This window comes from Thalassospira sp. (genome assembly GCF_048059015.1).
Lineage (GTDB): Bacteria > Pseudomonadota > Alphaproteobacteria > Rhodospirillales > Thalassospiraceae > Thalassospira.
In genome coordinates this window covers 129543-146190 of record NZ_JBLLNT010000003.1, presented here as the reverse complement: position 1 = coordinate 146190, position 16648 = coordinate 129543, and the positions used below count along the sequence as shown (strand labels likewise).

Genomic DNA, 16648 nt, shown 5'->3' with positions numbered 1-16648 from the left:
TTGGGGCCTTCTGATAACGGGACGTTATTGTTGTTTTATGCTGGTGGCGCAAAATGCGCTGATAAACTGATACAGGTTTTCTGCCAGAGTTTCACTGACATAGCCACCTTCCTGCACTAACACGGTTGGACAGGAAAGGGTGCCAATTTTTTCACCGATCCGGGCAAATCCATCGGGACTGACCGTAAGCCCGCCAAACGGATCATCGCGCGATGCATCAAGGCCCAGTGCGATCACCACCGCATCCGCATTAAACTCATCAATGGCGGCCATCGCCCGATCAAGGGCGCCAAGGAAAACGTCATCGCCACTGCCAAGGGCGATGGGATAGTTTTTGTTAAAGCCGATCCCGGCAGCCTCGCCAATTTCTTCGGCATGCCCCCAGAAGAACGGATAAAAATCGCTGGGGTCTGCATGGACTGATAAGGTCATGACATCAGAACGATCATAGAAAATATGCTGCGTGCCATTCCCGTGATGCAGATCGACATCCAAAATTGCCACGCGATCATATTTCGCACGCAGTTCCTGTGCGGCAATCGCGCTGTTATTCAGATAACAAAACCCGCCCGCGATATTGCTGCTGGCGTGATGCCCCGGTGGGCGGCACAGCGCATAGGCGGTATTGGCGCCGCCATCACGTACATGACGCGTGGCCGAGATCGCGGTTTGCGCGCTGGCATAGGCCGAATGCCATGTGGTGGGTGAAACCGGACAGGATGTATCACCCAGATGAAAACCGGCTTTGCCCGCATGATGGCGCGGGTAGGGGCCATTGCGATCAAATGGATGGATGTTGGGGATGACAAGCTCGGAGCCACCAGCGGCCTGCCATTCCGGATAGATCGTCTGCAAGAATGTCAGATATTGCGCATCGTGAATGGCAAGGATCGGATCCATCCCGGCATCAATTGGTGCATGGAGATCAAGCCCGAGGCGTTCGACCGCGCCTGATAAAATCTCGGCACGTTCGGGGACTTCGGGGATCGGCTTTTTCTCGCCGGCGACAATGAATGTCTTGCCGTGATGGCGTAACTGATCGTCTGAGAAATAGGCATGCATCATCGCTGCCGCCTTTCACTTTATGCGTGGTCTAACGGTGGTGGCTTATGTCTTCGTTGCGTGCGGGCTAGAAGGCGACCTTATCTGCCCCCTTTAAGCCCAGGGCCACGCGGGCCTCGTCTGGTGTTGCTATCTCAAGACCCATCCCATCCAGAATTTCACGAATTTTGCGCACCTGTGATGCGTTGTCCGGGGCCAGCTCACCCTTGGCGAGATAAAGGTTATCTTCCAACCCGACCCGGACATTGCCGCCAAGCTCAGCAGATAACGTTGCCAACGGCATCTGATGGCGTCCGGCACCAAGGACAGAAAACTGATATTGATCGCCAAACAGCTTGTCTGCGGTGAGTTTGAGATGGCGCAGGTTATCGGGATCAGCGCCTATACCGCCCAATACACCCAACACAAACTGAATAAAGAGCGGTCCTTTGATCAGGCCGCGCTCAACGAAATGCGACAGCGTGTAAAGATGGCCGACGTCATAGCATTCAAACTCGAACCGTGTGCCGTTGGCATCACCGAGATCAGCCAGAATGGTTTCGATGTCGGAAAATGTGTTTTTGAAAACAAAATCCCGGCTGCTTTCAAGGAATTCCGGTTCCCAGCCATGTTTCCATTCTGATCGGCTGGCGAGTGCAGGGAACAGTCCGAAATTCATGGTGCCCATGTTAAGCGACGCCATTTCCGGTGCTGCATTGGCCGCAGCCCGGATGCGATCGCGGACATTCATGTTCATTCCACCACCGGTGGAGATATTGATCACGGCATCGGTGGCATCATTGATCCGTGACAGGAATTCCATGAACAGATCAGGATCAGGTGCGGGGAAACCGGTTTTAGGATCGCGGGCATGCAGATGCAGGATCGATGCCCCGGCATTGGCCGCATCAATCGCCTGACGGGCGATTTCATCGGGCGTGATCGGCAAATGCGGGCTCATGGACGGGGTGTGAACCGATCCGGTGATGGCGCAGGTAATGATAACTTTCCGGGTCATGCGAATGCTCCGGCAATGACAAGTTCGTCCTGAAGTTCGGTCAGTGCTGTGCGCAGCGGCACAAGGATATCGTCAAACTGTTCTGGCTTGATCGACATGGGCGGGCAGACCATCACGTGATCGCCGCGATATCCGCCGCGTGTACGCCGCCAGTAAATGATCAAGCCAAGCTCATAGGCGATATCAACCAGTCGGGCAGCTGCCATATGTTTGGGATCGAGCGGCTCCATCGATTTGCGGTCCTTGACCAGCTCGATGGCGAGTAACAATCCCTTGCCGCGCACATCACCGATCAAGGTGAATTCATCGGAAAGCTTGGCAAGCTCTGACTTCAATGCCGCACCGGCACTGGCCGCATTTTCAAGCAGGCCGTCTTCATCAATCACATCAAGAACCGCATTGCCTGCCGCACAGGCCAACGGGTTCCCGGCATAGGTATAGCCATGAATAAACCCGCCATGGTCCAAAACCGGACCAACAATGCGATCAGGTGCGATCATCGCACCAAGTGGTGCATACCCCGCAGCCAAGCCTTTGGAAACGGCAAGGATATCGGGCGTAATGCCCCAATGTTCGCAGGCAAAATATTTGCCGGTACGACCGGCGCCTGTCATAACCTCGTCATAGATCAATAGGATGCCGTACTGATCGCAAATCTCGCGAATGCGGCCATAGTAACTGTCAGGCGCGACAAGGGCGCCGGTTGCGGCCCCGCCAACCGGTTCCATGATGAAACCAAGAACGGTTTCAGGACCTTGTTTGATGATTTCGGCTTCCAGCACGTTGGCATATTTGATGCCGCGCTCATGATCGGTCAGGTCATCACGATCCAGATAACAGGTCGGCGCCGGAATTTTCGGCTGATCAACCATCATCGGGGCAAAGGGCGCATGCATCGGCGTATAGCCGGTCAGCGCCAACGCACCGAGGGTGGAGCCATGATAACTTGGAAAACGTGAGATAACCTTGGTGCGCTGCGGTTCGCCCTTGGCCAATGCATATTGCCGGGCAAGCTTGATGCAGCTTTCAACCGCTTCAGAGCCGCCCGAAACAAAGAACACCCGTTCAAGATCACCCGGTGCGCGTTCGGCCAATCGCCAGGCCAGGTTTTCAGCCGCGTCATTTTCAAAATGCAGGCGATACGCAAAGCTTGCCTTTTCAAGCTGCGCATTCATCGCGGCAATCACGCGCGGGTCGCTATGGCCGATATTGCTGACCATCGCGCCGCTGGATGCATCGATATAACGTTTGCCATCGACGTCCCACATATAGACGCCAAGGGCGTGGTCAATCAGCGGGCGGCGTGACCGACTTTGATAGAATAAACGGGATTCCCGGTTATGACCGACCGGGTTTTTAGCATCATGCGTCATTTATGGTGGCTCTCCTGAACCGGCATCAGTGATCCTTAGTCCTGATGTCCGGGCAACAACACACAATTACGTGCCGCGATATGCATATAGATATCGGCACCTTCCTGATGGGGGCGGGCATCAATCGGATTGATTACCTGCCAGTCGCGACCATTGGCCTCGACGAAATAACGGGCCTGCTGACCCAGATAATCCACTGTTTTGATCTTGCCGGGAATGGCAATTACGCCGTCTTGGGCACCGTTCTGATCAGACAGATCAATCTTTTCGGCACGGACAACCGCGCGCACATCCTTTGATCCATTGGCTTTCGCAGCTTGTTCGCCCGTGGTTAGAAGCGTCTCACCACTATTAAGGTTCACACTGGTAAAGGCGGCATCGGGACTGCCAAGGTTTGCTGGAATGATATTGGAATGGCCCAGGAAGTCGGCAACAAAGGCAGAAGCGGGATTGTTATAAACATCCTGCGGTGCGCCTTCCTGTTCAACGATGCCATTGTTCATCACAACAAGCTTGTCAGACATCGCCAAGGCTTCGGACTGATCATGGGTGACAAAGACCGTGGCGATGCCCAGTTCGCGCTGAATGCGTTTAAGCTCAACGCGCATTTCTTCGCGCAAGTTTGCATCAAGGGCTGATAGCGGTTCGTCCAACAACAGCACATCAGGTTCGATCACAATGGCGCGGGCAAGGGCAATACGCTGCTGCTGGCCGCCTGAAAGCTGATTGGGATAACGTTCGGCAACATGGGGCAGTTGCACCAGATCAAGCGCTTGATTGACCTTTTGCGCAATGTCGGTCTTGGACACCTTGCGGTATTTCAGGCCAAAGGCGATGTTGTCGAAAATCGTTTTATGCGGGAACAGGGCATAGTTCTGAAACACAAGGCCAAGATTGCGCTTATGGATCGGCAGGCTGTTGACCCGTTTGCCGCGGATCAAAAGATCGCCCTCGGTAATGTCGGTAAGCCCCGCGATCATACGCAAAGTCGTCGTCTTGCCACAGCCCGATGGTCCCAAAAAGGTGACGAAGCTGTTGTCGGGCACGGTCAGGTCCATGCGTTTTACCGCAGTGATTTCACCGTAACGTTTAACGACATTTCTCAGTTCAACGGCGTTGTTGGCATCGGCCATTGTTAAATACCCTGTCAGAATAAGTATGCCTGCATCGATAAAGGGCAGGGGTGTCCTTGCCGGTTGTGCGAAGGCAAGGACACCGGATCAGGTGTGCAAGGCGGGCTTAGTAGCCGCGCTGCACACGTGAGAAGGTCTTTGACCAGTCTGCTTCGTTCTCGTTCCAGTAGGCCGGATCAAAGAAGCTGAGCGACGCCAAGGTGCCTTTCGGATCAAACGCCGGCAGGGTCGGGATGGTGTCGCCAAGGGCAACTTTCTGCGGATCAAGGGCAGGCGGGTAGCTCTGACCTTCGGCAACGGCAATCGCGACTTCCGGTTCGAGCATGAAGTTCAGAAGTTCTTCACAGGCCGCCATCGGGCTGCCGCGCAGAACAAACAGACATTCCTGCCAGCCAAGCCCGCCGGTCGGATCAAGATAACCAATGTCATGGCCCTGATCCTGAAGCGCCTTGATGCGGCCAGACCAACCTTCGGTGACATAGATCTCTTCTTCTGCCAGAAGGCTCATCAGTTCCGCGCCCGAACTCCAATATTTAAGCGCAAGGTCACGGTGCGAACGGATCATGTCCCAAACCGCATCGATATCGGAAATCGCATTCGGGTCCTGATCAGACTGAAGGGCGCCATACCAGATGCGGGTTTTCCATTCACCCCAACCGCCGATCTTGCCTTTATAGGCCTCATCGACCATCAGCTTGGCACCTTTGGCCTTGGCTTCATCGTCGCTGATATATTTGCGGTTATAGGCAATACCGGTGGTGCCATAGTCATACGGAACAGCTGAAAGTGTCCCGCCAGTGATTTTGCGCAGCGGATCAATCAGGGTCGGGATGACGTTTTTAAGGTTCGGAATGTTGGCTTCGTTCAGTTCCGATGTCAGTTCCAGACCATGATAGCGGGCATAGTCAAACACGCCTGACAGGTGGGCGAGGTTAAACTCACCGGGCTGACCAGCTTTGACGCGGGCAATATATTCGTCCGCTCCGCCAAAGGTGCCTGATACGACTTCGATGCCGGTTTTCTTGGTATAGGGCGCAAATGCATATTTTTCGAATGCTTCGGAAACAACACCGCCCCAACCATCAAAGCGAACCTGTTCCGGGGTGGCAGCACGCGCGCTTTTGGCAAGCATGCCCATCGGGCCACCGGTGACACCGGCAACGACACCGGCTGCACCCAATGCAGTCAGGAAAGTACGGCGGTTGATGTCACCATCGCGGTAACGGTTAAGCAGGCGTTCATAGCGTTTCGTATCGTCCATTTAAGGCCTCCTGATAAAACAATTTATCCGTTGATCGGTTTTGTTCTTGGTCGTTGGTCTGTTGGTCTTGTTGTTGGTCTTGGCGGTTGCCCGCGATATTCGAAACTTGGTTTGCGCCTGATTTCAGGCGGTCCGGGTCGTTTTGTTTGATGCGCGCAGTTTGCGCATCGACATGACGCGTGCGATGGATGCGGCAACAAGGGGTAGGGCAATGGTGAAGATCACCATCACAGCCCCAAGGGCGTTGATTTCCGGGCTGATGGAATTGCGCAGCATGGCAAAAATCTGGGTCGGGACGGTTTCAACACCACCCGGTTTCCAGAACAGGGTTCCGGTAATGTCATCAAAGGAAATCGTGAACGAAAACAGCATCCCGGCCATGACCGCAGGCAGCATCAAGGGCAGGGTTACTTCAAAGAATGTCTGCACCGGTGTTGCGCCCAGGCTCATGGCGGCTTCTTCAACATCGCGGCGGATCGATACCAAGCGTGCCTGAACCACCAGCACCACAAAGGGCAGGGTAAAGACAACATGGCCCATCAAAAGCAGGCCAAAGCTTTTGGGCATAGACAGGAACTGCAAAAACAGCAGGAGTGCGACAGCCAGAACGACTTCCGGGATCAGGATCGGGGCAATCAACAGGGTCGAAATGGTCCGTTTGCCCGGAAAGTCGTATCTGACCATCGCAAGAGCGGCCAGCGTGCCAAGGGTTGTTGAAATCGCACTGGTCAACAGCCCTAGCAGCAGTGAAGTTTTAAACGCACGCACAATCGCATCATTGTTCCAAAGCGCTTCAAACCAGCGCAGCGAAAACCCTTCAATTGGGAAGCCGCCAAACTGATTGGCATTGAATGCCAGCAGGATCACAACCGCGACCGGTGCAAACAGGAACAGATAAACAAGGATCGTGGCAATTCGGATCATCGACCAACCGGACATCATCTGATCACTCCCTTATTTGAAGCTCTTGGCGATCTGATCGATGCCGAGATAGCGGGTGTAGATGACGACCAGCGCACCCAGAAGGGCGAGAAGGACGAGTGAAAGCGCTGAGCCAAGCGGCCAGTTCAACTGTGTGACGATGGCTTCGAACACCAGATTGGCAAACATCGCATCACGCGGCCCGCCCAGAACAATCGGGGTGATATAGGTGCCCGCCGCCAGCACAAAGCAAAGCAGCGAACCTGCGGCCAGACCGGGCAGTGATAATGGCAACGTGACTTCGCGAAATGCCTGCCAACCTGTGCAGCCAAGGCTTTGGGCGGCCTCAGTCAGGTTCTTGTCGATGCCATCAAGGCTGACATAGACATTGAGGATCATGAAGGGCAGTAGATAATGCACCAGACCCAAGATCACGGTTGTCTGGTTATACAGCATCTGGATCGGTTCATCGATGATGCCAATCGACAGCAACACGGTGTTAAGTGCGCCTGATGTACCAAGGATGTTGATCCAGGACATGGTGCGGATGATGTAGCTGATCCAGAACGGCAGCATCAACATCAACAGCAAAAATGCCTTGGACTTCATAGGTGTATTGGCAACGAAATAGGCCGGGATATAGCCCACCAGCGCACAGATCACGGTGGTGTAAAGGGCAATGGCAAAGGTCTGAAACAGGATATCGCGATAGAAACGGTCGCCAAGGACTTCGACCCAGTTATCAAGGTAGAAGCCAACCTGATCGGCACCGGTCGCTGTGCGCAGCCAGAATGAATAAACCACGATGAATAACATCGGGATGATCAATAACAATCCGACTGTCGCCAATGATGGCGATAACAGCATCCACGGGGCTCTGCGTTGCCCTGCGATATCTGCGGCCATTTATGCCTCCCGTTATTATGCTCCGGCGATGCCGAGCGCGGTTATTTGGCCGTTGAAATTTGTCTTGTCGCTATTCCACCCCAGACTTGCACATAGCACAAATAGATAAGTAGAATAGATCTCATAGTCATTGGCTATGGGTATGTCTCAAGCTGTTGAAATCCGGGGGATGCGATGAATGAATTGATGCGGCGCCAGTTTGACTGGAACCTTCTGCATACCTTTACCGTCATCGTCGAAGAACGATCCATCACCGGGGCCGCCAACCGGTTGCTGCTGCGCCAACCCAGTGTGAGTAACGCGCTCAAACGGCTTGAGGATCAGATTGGCGCACGCCTGATTGACCGCGAACGTGGCCGGTTTGAGGTCACCGAACAGGGATTGGCGCTGTATCACGAATGCCGCGAAATTTGCGGGGCCATCGGCCGATTGTCCGATGTGATGTCAGATAGCGGAAGCCAATTGACCGGGCATTTGCATTTGTGGCTTGCCAGTCACGTGGTGTTTCCGCCGCTTGATGATGCATTGTTTGATTTCAATCGATCCCATCCCGAAGTGACCTATGAGATCAATGTCGCGACCTCGATGCATGTGATTGATCAGGTGCTATCGCAGCAGGCCAGTTTCGGCATTTGTCTGGTCAAGGAACAGCATCCGAGATTGGAATATCGCAGGCTGTATCGCGAACATTTCGGCTTTTTCTGCGGGCCGACCCATCACTTGTTTGGCAAAGACAACCTGACATTGGCAGATCTTCGGTCAGAAGCATTCGTGTCGTTTTCAACCGACCAGCTCTCTGACGCATTGGCACCGGTTGCTGTTCTTCGTGCGCAAGAAGGCATGAAGGGCAAGGTGGTCGCGGTTAGCCCGCATCTTGAAGAAGTCCGGCGTTTGATCAATGCCGGGCTTGGTATCGGGCCGTTGCCGATCCATGTGGTGCAAAACGCAACCGAACGCGGGCAGCTTTGGCGTTTGCCGCCCTATATTGCGCCGCCAGCCATTGATATCTATCTGGTGACCAACCCGCGCATGTCGCTTAGCCGTGCGGAGCGCTTCTTTATCGATAATTTGACTGCACGTCTGGAAAATGCCCCGGACGGGTATTTTGTTTATCCATAAAACTGCCCTTCACGGCATCGGGACTTGCGCGCATCAAGTGTTTGCGCAAGCATGCGGGAAACAACACACAAGCCATCAGGATTGAATATGAAGCTGGTCTATTTTTCGTGGGTGAAGGATCGCATCGGTGTTGCCGAGGAAACGGTGGATTTGCCGGGTCATGTCAAAACCGTCGCCGATCTTCTGGCGTGGTTGCCCGGTCGTGGAGCAAATTTTGCTGATGCGCTGGCCGAACCTGCCATCATTCGTGTGGCGGTGGATCAGGAATATGCGACCCCAGATGTTGATGTTACCAAGGCAAGCGAGATTGCCTTGTTCCCGCCCGTGACAGGCGGCTAAATCACATTCTTCATACAAAAGGGCGCCCTGAAATCAAGGCGCCCTTTATTCATCAGATGATAGATTTCCGGTCTGCGATTATCAGTCGTGAACCGATGCCGTCTGGGTAAGGCTGTCAAAGAATTCCTTGCGGCCCAGCGTTCCGGAAATCTTGCCCTCGCGGGTCAGGATGACCGGGTTTTGCGTGATGGAACGCATTTCAATCAGGTCTTTAAGCAGCACATCATCCTGTGCGACGAAGATCACTGAATTGTTGGTGGAATCCAGTTCCGAGGGAAGCTCACCTTCGTAATTGATCAGCTTGAGCTCGCCGCGTTCGCCGTTATGCGCACCCGTTACAACACCGTCTTCAAGCGAGATGCGGATATTCTCGTCCTCGACCGCGATCTGACCCGTGGTGGATCGGTCATCGGGCGAAACACGATGCATGATCGCACGACCGCGCAGGATGTTGACCGGGTTCATATGCGCCACGAAGTCTGCGACATATTCATTCGCCGGGCGAAGGGCGATGTCTTCTGGTGTGCCATGCTGCACCACGTAACCGCCTTCCATGATCGCGATGGAGTTGCCAAGTTTCATGGCTTCATCAAGGTCATGGCTGACAAACAGGATGGTTTTGTTGAGCTTTTCCTGAAGATCAAGAAGCTCGTCCTGCAGGCGGTTACGGATCAGCGGATCAAGGGCCGAGAATGGCTCATCCATCAGAAGGATCGGCGCATCGGTCGCAAAGGCACGGGCGAGGCCCACGCGCTGCTGCATGCCGCCTGAAAGTTCATGGGCATATTTGTTTGCCCATTTATCCAGACCAACTAACGCCAGCTTTTCCTCGACGATTTCGCGGCGTTCCTTTGGTCCCATGCCACGCAGCTCAAGACCAAAGCCTACATTCTCGGCAACGGTCCGCCACGGCAGAAGACCAAATTGCTGGAACACCATCGCCACACATTCACGGCGCAATTTGCGAAGGGTAGGGCCGTCACATTTGGTGACATCGGCCATCCAGTCGCCATCACGTACGCGAAGCGATCCGCGTGAAACGGTATTCAGACCGTTCACACAGCGCAGCAGCGATGATTTACCCGATCCCGACAAGCCCATCAGAACGCAAATCTCGCCCTGTGGGACATTGAAGGTCACATCGGCCACACCAAGAACATTGTTGGTGATGGCAGCGATTTCTTCGCGGGTTTTGCCCTGATCAAGAAGGGCCAGTGACTCTGCCTGACGATCACCAAAGATCACGTCAATATTATCGAATTCAACAGCATTGGTCATGATCAGTGCCCCGACGTTTCGTTGTTGTCACGGCGGCAGATGCGATCAAGTACAATGGCCAGGATCACGATTGCCAGACCGGCTTCAAACCCTTGGGCGACATTCACGGTGTTCAGCGCACGAACAACCGGTTTACCAAGGCCATCCGCCCCGACAAGGGCTGCGATCACCACCATCGATAGGGACAGCATGATGCACTGGGTAAGGCCCGCCATGATGGATGGCATGGCAGAGGGCAGTTCGACCTTGAACAGCAATTGACGCGGGGTGCAGCCAAAGCTTTTACCCGCTTCGATCAGTGATTTCGGTGTGCTTGAAATGCCCAGATGGGTCAGGCGGATTGGTGCGGCGATGGCAAAGATCACGGTTGAAATCAGACCCGGTACAACCCCCAGACCAAACAGGATCAGGGTCGGGATCAGATAAACAAAGGTCGGGATCGTCTGCATCAAATCAAGAACCGGACGCATCGCCTGATAAAGCCAGGGCCGATGAGCCGACGCAACGCCAAGCGGCACACCAATGATCATGCAAAATAGCGATGCATAGATCACAAGGGCCAGCGTCTCCATGGTTTCTTCCCAATAGCCGAGATTAACGATCAACAGCAGGGACAGAACCGTAAAGGCCGTCAGTTTCCAGGATTTGTGCAGAACAGCAGCAAGAACGCCAAAACCGGCAATAATGACAAAGGCCGGCAGCCACACCAGAAAATCGATGGTGTTTTCGATAATAAATTCAAGAACATCCGAAATGGTATAGAAAACGAAATCGGCATGTTCGTTAAGCGCATCCATAAGGGACGATATCCACTGTCCCAGCGGAATCTTCGTTTCCGTGAGCCATTCCATGGGGAAATTTCCGTTCGTTTAAAGAATTAAACTACGCGATACGCCCGCACAGCATAGATGTGGGACTGTGGGGCGTATCGGTTGATCACATATGCGGACTAATACCCGATCACATGGTTGGCTTAGAGACCAAGCGCGCCTTTAAGCGCTGCCTGTGCATCGCCACCGTCAAAGGTGGTAACGCCGTCAAGCCATGCATAAGCTGCATCCGGGTTGGCTTTGAGCCATGCGGTTGCTGCTTTGGCCGGGTCGGTACCTTCGTTCAGGATAGCGTCCATGATTTCGTTTTCCATGGCGAGGCTGAATTTCAGGTTGGTTACGAATTTACCGGCATTCGGGCAATCGTCGGTGTAACCTGCACGCAGGTTGGTGTGAACCGTTGCACCACCGAAGTTCGGGCCAAATACGTCGTCGCCACCATCAAGATAAGCCATTTCGTATTTCGCATTCATCGGGTGCGGTTCCCAACCAAGGAACACGATGAACTGGTCACGCGCAGATTTGCGTTTCACTTCTGCAAGCATGCCCTGTTCGGATAATTCAACCAGTTCAAAGCCGCTCAGGCCGAACTGATCACCATCGATCATGTCCTGGATAAGACGGTTGCCATCGTTGCCCGGCTCGATGCCGTAAATTTCGCCATCAAGCTGGTCTTTGAATTTGGCAATGTCAGCGAAGTCTTTCAGACCTGCATCAAAGGCATTCTTGGAAACCGCAAGCGTGTATTTCGCACCCTCAAGGTTGGCACCGGTGGTCACAACCGTACCCTTGTCGAGGTAAGGCTGAATATCGGCTGCCATGGTCGGCATCCAGTTACCCAGGAATACGTCAACGTCGCCATTGGCAAGGCTGGTATAGGTAACCGGGACCGACAGAAGTTCGGTCTGTGCAGAATAGCCCAGTGCTTCAAGAATTACCGATGCGGTCGCCGTGGTTGCAGTGATGTCGGTCCAGCCAACATCAGAGAAAGTCACGGTTTTGCAGGCATCGCTGTCGGCTGCCTTGGCGGATGCCGCACCCAGAAGGGTGGTGGCAATGATGGTGCTGCCAAGAAGTCGGCCGAACGTGGAAAGTTTGGTCATGTTTCTGGTTCTCCCTTGTGTAAACCTAACGTTACCAACCACCGCAAAGCGGAAGTCGGAAGATGTCTCGGTTCCGGAGGCCAGACGAACATCAACGCAACAAAATATGTCGCTAACACTCGCCCAGAGCCATGCGATCCGTTCCCCCGAACGAAATCCATGGACCGGAACAACCACAAAAACAGCCGCAAAGCCGCGCAGCAAAGGTAGAAGCCCCTTGGGAACGCGCCGCTCATGACGGCGTGTTTTTATTGATTGATTGTTCAATTAAATTACAGCATATTCGGGATACGTCAATTGCGAAGGGTTAAAAACTGCGTCTTATGCTGTTGCAGTGGCGTTAAACCCCTCGGAACGCAACTGAATTGGATGAGTGATGCCCAAGGTTGGTATGCAGCCTGTACGCCGCAGGCAGTTAATCGACGCGACGATTGAAACCATTCATCGCCACGGATTTGCCGATACAACAATCGCGCGGATTTCCAAGGCGGCGGGGATGTCGTCTGGGATCATCTCGCATTATTTCGGTGGCAAGAATGCGTTGCTTGAAGCGACCATGCGCTTCCTGATGCAGGAATTGCGCAGTGATTATCTGGCCCGTATGCCCAAGGCAAAGACGCCGATGGATCGCCTTGAAGCAATCATCGACACGAACTTTAACAGAGAACAGTTCACCCCGCAGGTAACCGTGGCGTGGCTGTCTTTCTGGGCGCAGGTGCCGTTCTCAGAAGATCTGAGCCGTATCAACAATATCTATTTTCAGCGACTGGCGTCGAATTTGCGCCATGAGCTGCGCCAACTGACAACCGATCAGCGGGCAGAAGAAATTTCGGCTGCAATTGCGGCCATGATTGACGGCATCTGGGTGCGTACCGGTCTTTCGCTGGGCCGTTCCGATGTCAGTGCAGCGCGCAAAATGGTGCTTAGCACCTTGCGGTTATATCTGGCGAACTCGCCGGAACGCTGAACGCAATCGCCACATATTCACGTTCATGGTCGCCCGGTATCGAGGCGGCCTGCAGGAGTTTTGCTATGAGCCTTTATCAGATTTCAGAATTTCATCAACGGCAAGAAAACCAGCGGTTCTGGCGCGGACATGGTAACGCTGAACCCGGCGACCAACACCGTTCTTGCCAAGGGCAAGGAAAGCACGGCAGCTGATGTTGATGCAGCAGTAAAGGCGGCACGTGCCGGTTTTGAAATCTGGAAAAACACGCCGGCTGCTGAACGTGCGCGTGTGTTGTTCAAGGCTGCCCAAATCCTGCGTGATCGCAATGATGAACTGGCCATGGTTGAAACCCGTGATACCGGCCGTGCCATTCAGGAAACAGAAATCGTTGATGTGATTTCCGGTGTCGAGTGCCTTGAATATTTCGCCGGTGTCGCAGGAAGTCTTGCGGGCGAGCATATCGATCTTGCCGGTAACTTTGCCTATACCCGCCGCGAAGCGGTTGGCGTTTGTGCGGCTATTGGTGCCTGGAACTATCCAATCCAGATTGCCTGCTGGAAAGCAGCACCGGCATTGGCATGTGGCAATGCGGTTGTCTACAAGCCATCCGAAGTCACCCCGCTTTCAGCCATTGCCGTTGCCGAAGCGCTGCAGGAAGCAGGTCTTCCTGATGGTGTTTACAACGTGGTGCAGGGCGCGCGCGAATGCGGTGCCGCACTGGTTGATCATCACGACGTTGATAAAGTTTCCCTGACCGGGTCGGCTGCCACGGGTGCCAAGGTTGCGGCAGCTGCTGCAGGCGGCATGAAGGCGGTCACCATGGAACTGGGCGGCAAGTCGCCGATGATCGTGTTTGAAGATGCCAATCTTGATAACGCTGTTTCGGGCGCGCAGATGGCGAACTTCTATTCATCAGGTCAGATTTGCTCGAACGGAACGCGTGTGTTTGTCCATGAAGACGTTGCTGATGCCTTCATCGAAAAACTGATCGCCCGTTCGAAGGACCTTGTTCTGGGCGATCCGGAGAAGCCGGAAACCCAGGTCGGCCCGATCGTCACCAAATCCCAGTACGATCAGGTGATGTCCTATATCGAAATCGGTAAGAAAGAGGGGGCTAAATGCGTTCTTGGTGGTCATGCGGTGACCGAAGGCATGCCGGAAGGTGGCCTGTTTGTTGCGCCGACCGTCTTTGCCGATTGCCGTGATGACATGACCATCGTGCGTGAAGAAATCTTTGGCCCGGTGATGTCGGTTCTGACATTCCGTGACGAAGAAGACGTCATCAAGCGCGCTAACGATACTCAATATGGTCTGGCCGCAGGTGTCTTCACCAAGGACTTGTCGCGTGGTCATCGCGTGGTTGCCAAGCTTGAAGCAGGGACCTGCTGGATCAATACCTACAACATTACCCCGATTGAAATGCCGTTTGGCGGTGTGAAGAAGTCCGGTGTCGGTCGTGAAAACGGTCGCGCTGCGATCGAACATTACACCCGCATCAAATCGGTTTATGTCGAAACCGGCGATGTCGCAGCACCTTACTGATTGGTTGTGCCGATCAGAAACAGGCTGCCCACACAGCATTGAAATTAAAGGGATCATGTATGACGACCCCAACGACGACTGAAAAATACGATTACGTGATTGTTGGTTCCGGTTCGGCCGGTGCTGTTTTGGCCAACCGCCTGACCGAGGATGCCGAGGTCAAGGTGCTTGTGGTTGAAGCAGGCCCGAAAGACCATTGGTGGGATTGGCGTATTCATATGCCAACCGCGCTGTCATATCCGATGCAGTCGGAAACCTACAACTGGGCCTATTGGACGACGCCGCAGCCCAACCTGAATAACCGCCGCATGGAAACCCCGCGCGGTCGTGTTTATGGCGGATCAAGCTCGATCAATGGCATGGCCTATGTTCGTGGTCATGCACTTGATTACAACCGTTGGGCCGAAGAAGACGAAGCACTCAAGGAATGGGATTATGCGCGCTGCCTGCCATATTTCCGTAAGGCCGATACGCGTAACGAAGACACTGACGGTGACGAATATCATGGCGGCGATGGGCCGCTGCATGTAACGACCGGCAAATGCCAGAACGACCTGCACAAAGCTTGGATCAAAGCCGGTCAGCAGGCGGGGTACGAATTCACCCCGGACCAAAATGGCTATTGCCAGGAAGGTTTGGGAACCATGGATATGACGGTCTATAAGGGCCGTCGCTGGTCAACGGCACGCGCTTATTTGCGCCCGGCAATGACGCGTCCGAACTTGACCGTCTATCACAATGCACTGGCGCAAAGCATTGTTTTCGAAGGAAAACGTGCGATTGGTCTTGATTTCACCCATCAGGGCGAAACCAAACGTGCCGTGGTGGATCGCGAAGTAATTGTCTCGGCCGGTTCGATCAACTCGCCAAAGCTTTTGATGCTTTCAGGTGTTGGTCCGGCAGCCCATATTCGCGAACATGGTATTGATCTTGTCCATGATCTGCCAGGTGTTGGTGAAAACCTTCAGGACCATCTGGAGCTTTATGTTCAGATGGAATGCACCAAGCCGATCAGCTTGAACAGCAAACTTGATTGGTGGAACAAGCTTAAGATCGGTGTTGAATGGTATCTGTTCAAAACCGGTCTTGGTGCGACAAACCATTTCGAAGCCGGTGGTTTCATCCGGTCCAAGGCAGGGGTCAAGCACCCAGATCTGCAATATCACTTCATGCCAGCCGCGATTAATTATAACGGCTCCAAAGCTGCAGAAGGTGATGGTTTCCAGGCCCATGTCGGTCCGATGCGGTCCAAATCGCGCGGTACGGTACGTTTGGCATCTGCCAATCCGAAAGATCGCCCGATCATTGATCCGAACTATATGAGCCACCCGGAAGACTGGGAAGAAATGCGCGCATCGGTTCGCCTGACCCGCGAGATTTTTGGTCAGGAAGCCTTTGCAGACCTTCGTGGTCGCGAGATTTCACCGGGCAAGGACATCATGACCGATGATGAGATCAATGCCTGGGTCGCTGATCACGCCGAAAGTGCTTATCACCCGTCATGCTCGTGTAAGATGGGCAGTGATGATATGGCTGTGGTCGATGAAAACACCCGCGTTCATGGCATCGAAGGCCTTCGCGTGGTGGATAGTTCCATCATGCCGTCGATTGCCACGGGCAACCTGAATGCACCGACGATCATGATCGGTGAAAAGGCTGCTGATATCATTCGTGGCCGTCAGCCCCTGGCACCATCGAATGCGCCATATTTCGTGCATCCCGAATGGGAAACCAAGCAGCGCTGATAATCCAGCCCGCTTGGAATAAATCAGAAATCCCCGATCCACGGTTTATGTGGGTCGGGGATTTTTCGTTTGGGTGATTGCATTTGGCAA

General features: G+C 53.9%; 15 protein-coding genes. 5 read left to right on the top strand and 10 right to left on the bottom strand.

Annotation, left to right across the window (positions count from 1 at the left end):
- Nucleotides 1-24: 24 nt before the first annotated feature.
- The 7 genes from ACMZ66_RS04545 to ACMZ66_RS04515 form a co-directional block, all read right to left on the bottom strand.
- A complete protein-coding gene (locus ACMZ66_RS04545; protein ID WP_416934857.1) occupies nucleotides 25-1065 on the bottom strand; it encodes a histone deacetylase family protein in 1041 nt (346 codons plus the stop codon).
- A gap of 64 nt (nucleotides 1066-1129) precedes the next feature.
- Nucleotides 1130-2059 (bottom strand): 3-keto-5-aminohexanoate cleavage protein, encoded by a 930-nt coding sequence (locus ACMZ66_RS04540; protein WP_416934855.1) that lies wholly within the window; start codon nucleotides 2057-2059, stop codon nucleotides 1130-1132.
- Nucleotides 2056-3432 carry an aspartate aminotransferase family protein gene (locus ACMZ66_RS04535; protein WP_416934853.1) on the bottom strand — a complete coding sequence of 459 codons (1377 nt, stop codon included), beginning with the start codon at nucleotides 3430-3432 and terminating at the stop codon, nucleotides 2056-2058. Before ACMZ66_RS04535 ends, ACMZ66_RS04540 begins: the two co-directional genes overlap by 4 nt.
- Before the next feature lie 35 nt (nucleotides 3433-3467).
- Nucleotides 3468-4565, bottom strand: coding sequence for an ABC transporter ATP-binding protein (locus ACMZ66_RS04530; protein ID WP_416934851.1), 1098 nt, complete (start codon nucleotides 4563-4565; stop codon nucleotides 3468-3470).
- Nucleotides 4566-4671: 106 nt separating this feature from the next.
- Nucleotides 4672-5826: an ABC transporter substrate-binding protein gene (locus ACMZ66_RS04525; RefSeq protein WP_416934849.1), complete on the bottom strand. Its 1155-nt coding sequence runs from the start codon at nucleotides 5824-5826 to the stop codon at nucleotides 4672-4674.
- A 123-nt stretch (nucleotides 5827-5949) separates the two neighbouring features.
- Nucleotides 5950-6768 carry an ABC transporter permease gene (locus tag ACMZ66_RS04520; protein ID WP_416934847.1) on the bottom strand — a complete coding sequence of 273 codons (819 nt, stop codon included), beginning with the start codon at nucleotides 6766-6768 and terminating at the stop codon, nucleotides 5950-5952.
- Nucleotides 6769-6780: 12 nt separating this feature from the next.
- Nucleotides 6781-7653 carry an ABC transporter permease gene (locus tag ACMZ66_RS04515; RefSeq protein WP_416934844.1) on the bottom strand — a complete coding sequence of 291 codons (873 nt, stop codon included), beginning with the start codon at nucleotides 7651-7653 and terminating at the stop codon, nucleotides 6781-6783.
- A gap of 174 nt (nucleotides 7654-7827) precedes the next feature.
- Between ACMZ66_RS04515 and ACMZ66_RS04510 the strand changes: the two genes are divergently transcribed.
- Together ACMZ66_RS04510 and moaD are read left to right on the top strand one after the other, a co-directional pair.
- Nucleotides 7828-8772, top strand: a complete 945-nt coding sequence (locus ACMZ66_RS04510) for a LysR family transcriptional regulator (RefSeq protein ID WP_416934842.1) — start codon at nucleotides 7828-7830, stop codon at nucleotides 8770-8772.
- A gap of 87 nt (nucleotides 8773-8859) precedes the next feature.
- Nucleotides 8860-9111 (top strand): molybdopterin converting factor subunit 1, encoded by a 252-nt coding sequence (gene moaD / locus ACMZ66_RS04505; protein ID WP_416934840.1) that lies wholly within the window; start codon nucleotides 8860-8862, stop codon nucleotides 9109-9111.
- A gap of 81 nt (nucleotides 9112-9192) precedes the next feature.
- On the opposite strand, the gene choV is transcribed toward moaD, so the two are convergent.
- The 3 genes from choV to ACMZ66_RS04490 all read right to left on the bottom strand — a co-directional run bounded on the left by choV (nucleotide 9193) and on the right by ACMZ66_RS04490 (nucleotide 12322).
- Complete coding sequence (gene choV, locus ACMZ66_RS04500; protein WP_416934838.1) at nucleotides 9193-10389, bottom strand: choline ABC transporter ATP-binding protein; 1197 nt, start codon at nucleotides 10387-10389, stop codon at nucleotides 9193-9195.
- A gap of 2 nt (nucleotides 10390-10391) precedes the next feature.
- The gene (gene choW, locus ACMZ66_RS04495) at nucleotides 10392-11240 is read right to left on the bottom strand and encodes a choline ABC transporter permease subunit (RefSeq protein WP_416934836.1); all 849 of its coding nucleotides are present in this window, start codon (nucleotides 11238-11240) and stop codon (nucleotides 10392-10394) included.
- A 122-nt stretch (nucleotides 11241-11362) separates the two neighbouring features.
- Complete coding sequence (locus tag ACMZ66_RS04490; protein ID WP_416934834.1) at nucleotides 11363-12322, bottom strand: choline ABC transporter substrate-binding protein; 960 nt, start codon at nucleotides 12320-12322, stop codon at nucleotides 11363-11365.
- Nucleotides 12323-12698: 376 nt separating this feature from the next.
- Here ACMZ66_RS04490 and betI point away from each other — a divergent pair, with 376 nt between their 5' ends.
- The 3 genes from betI to betA all read left to right on the top strand — a co-directional run bounded on the left by betI (nucleotide 12699) and on the right by betA (nucleotide 16558).
- Nucleotides 12699-13289 (top strand): choline-responsive transcriptional repressor BetI, encoded by a 591-nt coding sequence (gene betI, locus ACMZ66_RS04485; RefSeq protein WP_416934832.1) that lies wholly within the window; start codon nucleotides 12699-12701, stop codon nucleotides 13287-13289.
- Between the two features lie 129 nt (nucleotides 13290-13418).
- Nucleotides 13419-14813 carry a betaine-aldehyde dehydrogenase gene (betB, locus tag ACMZ66_RS04480; RefSeq protein ID WP_416934830.1) on the top strand — a complete coding sequence of 465 codons (1395 nt, stop codon included), beginning with the start codon at nucleotides 13419-13421 and terminating at the stop codon, nucleotides 14811-14813.
- A gap of 59 nt (nucleotides 14814-14872) precedes the next feature.
- Entirely contained in the window at nucleotides 14873-16558 is a 1686-nt protein-coding gene (betA, locus tag ACMZ66_RS04475) for a choline dehydrogenase (RefSeq protein WP_416934829.1), read from the top strand.
- The last annotated feature ends 90 nt before the right edge of the window (nucleotides 16559-16648 follow it).